Origin of the sequence: Mycobacterium sp. (assembly GCF_050701675.1) — a bacterium.
Taxonomy (GTDB): domain Bacteria; phylum Actinomycetota; class Actinomycetes; order Mycobacteriales; family Mycobacteriaceae; genus Mycobacterium.
Map to the genome: position 1 here is coordinate 1 of NZ_JBOGDD010000468.1, position 6,310 is coordinate 6,310.

General features: G+C 64.7%; 5 protein-coding genes. 2 read left to right on the forward strand and 3 right to left on the reverse strand.

Annotated features, from left to right (window positions below):
• Positions 1–2,091, forward strand: a 2,091-nt coding sequence (gene treS / locus ACRDUX_RS14035; RefSeq protein ID WP_526414637.1) for a maltose alpha-D-glucosyltransferase, incomplete at its 5' end; no start/stop codon positions are given.
• On the opposite strand, the gene ACRDUX_RS14040 is transcribed toward treS, so the two are convergent.
• Genes ACRDUX_RS14040 through ACRDUX_RS14050 form a run of 3 tightly spaced genes read right to left on the reverse strand, consistent with a single transcriptional unit; the run spans position 2,088 to position 4,460 of the window.
• Positions 2,088–2,765 carry a GntR family transcriptional regulator gene (locus tag ACRDUX_RS14040; protein WP_526414638.1) on the reverse strand — a complete coding sequence of 226 codons (678 nt, stop codon included), beginning with the start codon at positions 2,763–2,765 and terminating at the stop codon, positions 2,088–2,090. The two genes, treS and ACRDUX_RS14040, sit on opposite strands and share 4 nt — an antisense overlap.
• Positions 2,766–2,809: 44 nt before the next feature.
• Positions 2,810–3,757, reverse strand: coding sequence for a PDR/VanB family oxidoreductase (locus tag ACRDUX_RS14045; RefSeq protein WP_526414639.1), 948 nt, complete (start codon positions 3,755–3,757; stop codon positions 2,810–2,812).
• 10 nt (positions 3,758–3,767) lie between these two features.
• Positions 3,768–4,460: a hypothetical protein gene (locus tag ACRDUX_RS14050; protein ID WP_526414640.1), complete on the reverse strand. Its 693-nt coding sequence runs from the start codon at positions 4,458–4,460 to the stop codon at positions 3,768–3,770.
• 237 nt (positions 4,461–4,697) lie between these two features.
• On the opposite strand from ACRDUX_RS14050, the gene ACRDUX_RS14055 reads away from it, so the two are divergent.
• The gene (locus ACRDUX_RS14055) at positions 4,698–6,161 is read left to right on the forward strand and encodes a purine-cytosine permease family protein (RefSeq protein WP_526414641.1); all 1,464 of its coding nucleotides are present in this window, start codon (positions 4,698–4,700) and stop codon (positions 6,159–6,161) included.
• The last annotated feature ends 149 nt before the right edge of the window (positions 6,162–6,310 follow it).

The window sequence follows — 6,310 nt, forward strand, 5'->3', positions numbered from 1 at the left end:
GCCCAGGACGGTTCGGCGACGGGGGACAACCCCGCCTACGTCTCGTGGTTGCTCGCCCAATCGATGCTCGCCGACGCCAACGAGATCAGCCAGCAGTTCTCGGGGCAGGGTTCGATGTGGCAGAACCCCTTCGCCAATCCCAACCCGCGGGCTGCGGTCACTGCCGCCTCGGTGTGGTTCACGGCGTATCCGCTGTCCCTGATCACCCGGCCCGACGAGTCATTCCTGACGGCCATGGCCGACGAGGAGATGTGGAAGGCGTTCGCCGAGATCGGCATCGAGGGCATCCACACCGGTCCGGTCAAGCGGGCGGGTGGCATCTCGGGATGGGAGTACACGCCCAGCGTCGATGGGCACTTCGACCGGATCAGCACCCAGATCGATCCGGCCTTCGGCACCGAGGACGAGTTCCGCAAGATGTGCGCCACCGCGAACTGGTACGGCGGGACGATCATCGATGACGTCGTGCCTGGTCACACCGGTAAGGGAGCCGACTTCCGGCTCGCCGAGATGCACTACGCGGACTACCCCGGTATCTACCACATGGTCGAGATCGACCCGCGGGACTGGCACGAGCTGCCCGAAACGCCCGCAGGCGTGGATTCGGTCAACATCGACGCCGGGACCGAGGAGTGGCTGGACAAGGCCGGCTACATCATCGGCAAGCTGCAGCGGGTCATCTTCTTCGCCGAGGGCGTCAAGGAAACCAACTGGAGTGTCACCCGCCCGGTCCTCGGTGTCGACGGGGTGGAACGCCGCTGGGTGTACCTGCACTACTTCAAGGACGGCCAGCCGTCCATCAACTGGCTGGACCCGACGTTCGCTGGGATGCGCATGGTCATGGGCGATGCGCTGCACTCCCTGACCGACCTCGGAACCGGGGCACTGCGCCTCGACGCCAACGGCTTCCTCGGCGTGGAGAAGAGTGCGGCCGACGGCAGTCCCGCCTGGTCGGAGGGGCACCCGCTATCCGAGGCGGCCAACCATCTGATCGCCAGCATGGTCCGCAAGGTCGGTGGTTTCACCTTCCAGGAGTTGAACCTCACCATCGACGACATCCGTGAGACGGGTGAGGCCGGTGCGGACCTGTCGTATGACTTCATCAACCGGCCCGCGTATCAGCACGCCCTCGCCACCGGCGACACCGAATTCCTGCGGCTGACGTTGCGCACCTCGATCGAACTCGGCGTCGAGCCGGCGTCGCTGGTGCATGCGCTGCAGAACCACGACGAGCTGACCTACGAGCTGGTGCACTGGTCCACCGGTCACCGTGACGACGTCTACACCTACAAGGGCGAGGAGATCACGGGAGAACAGCTCGGGGAGTCGGTCCGCAAGGACCTGCTCGAGCAGCTCACCGGACCGAAGGCGCCCTACAACCAGGTGTTCACGACCAACGGCATCGCCTCGACCACCGCGACCGTCGTCGCCGCGTCGCTCGGCATCACCGACCTCGACGAGATCACCGACATCGACCCGATCCGTCGCGCCCATCTGCTGTTGGCGATGTTCAACGCGTTGCAGCCAGGGGTGTTCGCACTGTCCGGCTGGGACATGTGCGGCATGTTGACGCTGCCTCCCAGCGAGGTGGCCGAGCTGCTCCGAGGCGGTGACACGCGCTGGATCCACCGCGCCGGTCACGACCTGATGGGCGTCAACGAGGGGGCGGCCCGTTCGATGGCGGGGATGCCGCGCGGGCGCAGCCTGTACGGCTCGATTCCCGAGCAGCTCGCCGACGAGACCAGCTTCCTGCGCCAGTTGCAGGCCATCTTGCACGTCCGCTCGCATTACGGCATCGCCACGAGTGTGCAGGTCGACATCCCCGAGGTATCGCATCGGGGGATGCTCGTGCTGGTGCACCAACTCGAGGATCCCAGCCAGCATCAGCTCACGCTGCTGAACTTCGCGAACGAGGACATTGCGGGCACCGTGCGTTCAGACCACCTCCCGCCGGGCAGTCACGTCATGGACATGTTCACCGGCAAGACCGTGGGCACGGTCGACGACCTGCACAGTTTTGCGGTGGAAATGCCTCTGCACCATGGCATGTCGTTGCTCGTCGAGGCGGCGGAGGTCGAGGAGTCGGATTAGGCGGAAGATGCGTCGTGCGGCAACTCGGCGTAGTTCCACTGATGTTCACGCGCCAGGGTGCACGCGGCATCGACGGCGCCCTCGGTCAGGGAATCCAGCAGTCCTCGATGATCGTCGGCGATGGCGCCGAGATCCGGGGTGGTCGCCATGATCGTCACCGAGGTCCGAGCCTCGATGTGAAGGTTCTCCCAGGAGCGTTTGATGAGTTCGTTTCCGGCGGCTTCGACGATATGCCGATGGAACGCCACGCTTTCCGTGCTGACCACTTCGGCGTCATCCCGCTGGGCCGCACGGTGCATCCGCTCGACGTCGTCCCGCAATTGGTCGAAGGGAACGTTCCCGGCCATCAGCACCAGCCGGGTCGCGGTCTCCTCGAGCGCGGCCCGTAACACATAGCTCTCTTGCCGGGTCTCGCGAACCGATGAGCGCACGAATGTGCCGCGCCGGGGCCTGATCTCGACGAGTCCGAAGGTCTCCAGCTCGCGCAGCGCTTCGCGGACCGGGGCCTGGCTGGTCCCGAACATGGCGGCAACTCTGGTCTCCACCAGCCGTTCGCCGGGTTCCAGTTCCCCAGAGACGATCTGGCGTACGAGGGTGTCCCGGATCTGGTGGCTCAGCGTGTGGGGGACGAGCGTCGGGTGGTGCGCGGGCATGTTCTGAAGATACGGAGTCATCGCGCCACCAACACGAGCAACGCGGCTACGGCTCGAGGGCATGGCTACAGGTCGACGACCAGCACCGCACTCTTGGACCTGGAGACGCACGGCAGGATGACGTGATTGGACGCGCGTTCGGCGTCGCTGAGAACGTCGTCGTTGTGCTCGGGAATGCCATCGGTCACCCCCAGCTCGCACGTCCCGCAGATGCCCGCCCGACACGAGTTGTCGATGTCGAAGCCGGCATCTTCGAGGACTTCCAGCAGTGTCCTGTCCGCCGGTACCCGCAGACACTGCCCGGACCGAGCCAGCTGCACGTCGAACTCACCATCGCGGGGACTGCTCGACGCCTGCTTCGGGGTGAAGCGCTCCACGTTCAGCGCACCCGATGGCCAACTCTGGCAGCGCTGCTCGACCGCGTCGATCAATGGACCCGGCCCACAGCAGTACACCGCGGTGTCGGCACGGGGGCTGCCCAGGAAGTGGTCGAGATCCAACAGGCCGTATTCGTCCTGGGGCATGACGTGCAGGTCACCGCCCGGAATCGTCCCCAACTCGTCGACGAACGCCATCGAGGCCAGTGTCCGTCCCCCGTACACCAGCGACCATGACGTGCCGCGCTCGGCGACCTCGTGGACCATGGGCAGGATCGGCGTGATGCCGATCCCCCCGGCGATGAACAGATACCGATCCGAGTCCACTAGCGCGAAGTTGTTTCGGGGGCCTCGGACCGAGACGACGTGGCCGGGCCGGACAGTGTCATGGATCATCTTGGAACCGCCCCGGCCTGCTGGCTCGCGCAGCACGGCGATCCGCCACGTCTGGGTGTCATCGGGGCTGCCGCACAACGAGTATTGGCGAACGACTCCGTCGGCCAGTTCGATCTCGATGTGCGCACCGGGAGCCCAGTCCGGCAGTGGCGTCCCGTCGACCGAGCGCAGGTCAAGGCTGAGGACACCGTCGGACTGCCGGTGCATCGACGAAATCTCCACACGCGAGGTCGACGTCACGCCATCGTCGCTAGTTCGTCAGCAGCCGGGTTGCCGACTCCGGCGAGAACATGTTCGCCGCGATGTCCCGCATGCCCCGCATGGCGCGCAGGATCTCGTTCCGGTCGTCATCGGTCTTCGCGTAACGCGCCAGAATCTGCCGGCCCAGCCCGACATGGAACTTCTCATCGATCTCGATCTTTCGATGCACGCGGACGACCTCGTCGAAGCCGTAGCGCTCACCGGCGAGGAATGTCGGCTCGAGGCTCCCGGTTGCCGAGGTCTCCGAGGCATTCCAGGCGGCGACCGCCGCGAGGGGATGGCGGTCGAGGCACTCCCAGAGGAACTCGCTCCACATCTGCGAATCGGGTGGAACACTCGTCGGTGCGGTGCCGCCCAGCGACTCGACGGCATTGCTGACCGCTTCGTAGTGCTCGGCCTCCTGGAAGGCTTGCTTGGCTAGCAACGTGATGTGCTTGCGCTCGAAGCCCAGCCCATATCGGTGAATTTCCTCGTTCAGCAAGAACACGTAGTCGATCTCGCGCCAGGCTCGCGTGGCCAACCACTCCGCGAGAATGATGGGTTGAGGGTCGTTGGCGAACGAGTCGAAGAAGTCTTCGCTGGTACGCCTCGCGGTCGCGAAGATGGAATCCAGGATTTCGTCGACTTCGCCGATGACGGGGTCGAGGCCCGTCCCGCCCCTGACGTTTCGCACGTTGACCATCGCGTTCAACCGTTCTCTTGGATGATTATCGATAATCGATAATAAGGTGAGACACCGGTCACAGTCAAGGTCGCTGCTAGGGGCGCTGTGGGCGAGGGGGCGGGCATGGCGGGTTTGTCATCTCCTGCCAAACACCCGTCGTTGAGGTTGGCTCTCGGTTATGTGTGCATCCCGATGCGCCGAACATAGCGTGATTGGCATCACACCCGTCTTCCTGTGCAGGAAACGAGGAACCGCATGAAGGACATCAGCCCGCAAACCACCACTACCGTGGGGCAGTCGCCCTCCTCGAAGACCTCTGGCAGCACGTTGGAACTCGAACGGCGTGGCATCGCCCATGTCGGGACCGACCAGCGCTACGGCCACCCGAGAAATCAATTCACCGTGCGGTTCGCCCCGGTGATCTATCTGGCCGGCATCTATCTGGGTGCCAGCGGCGGCCCACTCGGCCTCGGCTTCACCGGCAGTGTCACCGCGATCGTCCTCGCCAACATCCTGGGTTCCATCGTCACCGGCCTCTGTGCGGTGATGGGACCACGGCTTGGCATGCCGCAGCTGCCGATGGGGCGGGCCGCATTCGGGTACTTTGGCAACTTCCTGCCCGCGTTCCTCACGCTCCTGATGTGCATCGGCTACTACAGCGTCGGCACGGTGCTCGGGGCGAAGTCGCTCGCCGATCTCTTGCACGCGCCGTACGCCCCCACGGTGGTGGTCGTCGCGGCCGTGAGCATCCTGATCGGAATCTTCGGGTACAAGATCTTGCACACGCTGGGCAAGATCATCACCAACGTGAGCGTCGTCGTGCTCACCGTGGTGTCGATCGTGCTGATCTTCCACGGCGGTGGACCGGGCACCCACGCCACCGTCTCGGGAAGTCATTACTGGCTGGCGTGGTCGGTGCTGTTCACCGCGGTGTTCGGCTACACGGCGAGCTGGGCGCCGTACGCCTCGGACTACTCCCGTTACCTGCCGGAGGACAGCAAACCGTCATCGATTTTCCGTGCCGCCAGCCTCGGGCTGTTCGCCTCCACGACGTGGATGATGTGCCTGGGCGCCGGCCTGATCACACTCCTGCCCGACGGTGACGTGCTCGACACGTTCGGCCTCGCACTGCCGGACTGGCTGCGCTACGTCGTCCTGCTCACCCTCGGCCTGTCCGCCATCCCGCACAACTCCGTGAACCTCTACAGCGGGGCGATGAACGTCCTGACCTGTCAGGTGAAGTTGCCGCAGTGGGTGACGGTGACGATCGCAGGTGTCATCGGGATGGTCATTGCGCTGGTGTTCGGCGGCGACCAGTTCCAGGCGAACTTCCTGCTCTTCCTGCACGTGTTGTCGTACTACATCACGCCGTGGGTTGCAGTCCTGATCGTCGACTACTACGTCGTCCAACGCGCCGGACGAAACACCCTGCCGTTCGAGAACTACTACACCCCGGACGGTGCGTTTGGACGCTACAACGTGGCAGGACTCGCTGCTCTCGTCGTGGGCGTCGTCGTCTCGATTCCCTTCATGGCCAACGGCTTCTTCACCGGCCCGGTCGGCGCCAGTCTCGCCGGTGCCGACCTGAGCTACTTCCTCTCCGGCATCGTGGCCGCCCTGGTCTACCTCGCCGCCCGGCGCTGGTTCACGACTCGTGTTCCAAACACCGGACGAACGGCACAGCCCGGCGAGGTGTCACATCTGCAGAAGTCGGACTGAGAGCCCATCGGAGTCGTCAAGCGACGAGGTCATGGCGACGCTTACGAAGAACGGCCGTGATCGTTGTCCATAAGCGCTAACCTCGCGGCCAATGGATCAACGTGACACTGCGGCGACCGCCGCGAGTCAGACCCTCACTCTTGCCGAGC

Bases quoted from the DNA above. Each gene is read 5' to 3' on its own strand.
- ACRDUX_RS14050 (WP_526414640.1), bottom strand. From the start codon at position 4,460: ATGGTCAACGTGCGAAACGTCAGGGGCGGGACGGGCCTCGACCCCGTC.
- ACRDUX_RS14040 (WP_526414638.1), bottom strand. From the start codon at position 2,765: ATGACTCCGTATCTTCAGAACATGCCCGCGCACCACCCGACGCTCGTC.
- ACRDUX_RS14055 (WP_526414641.1), top strand. From the start codon at position 4,698: ATGAAGGACATCAGCCCGCAAACCACCACTACCGTGGGGCAGTCGCCC.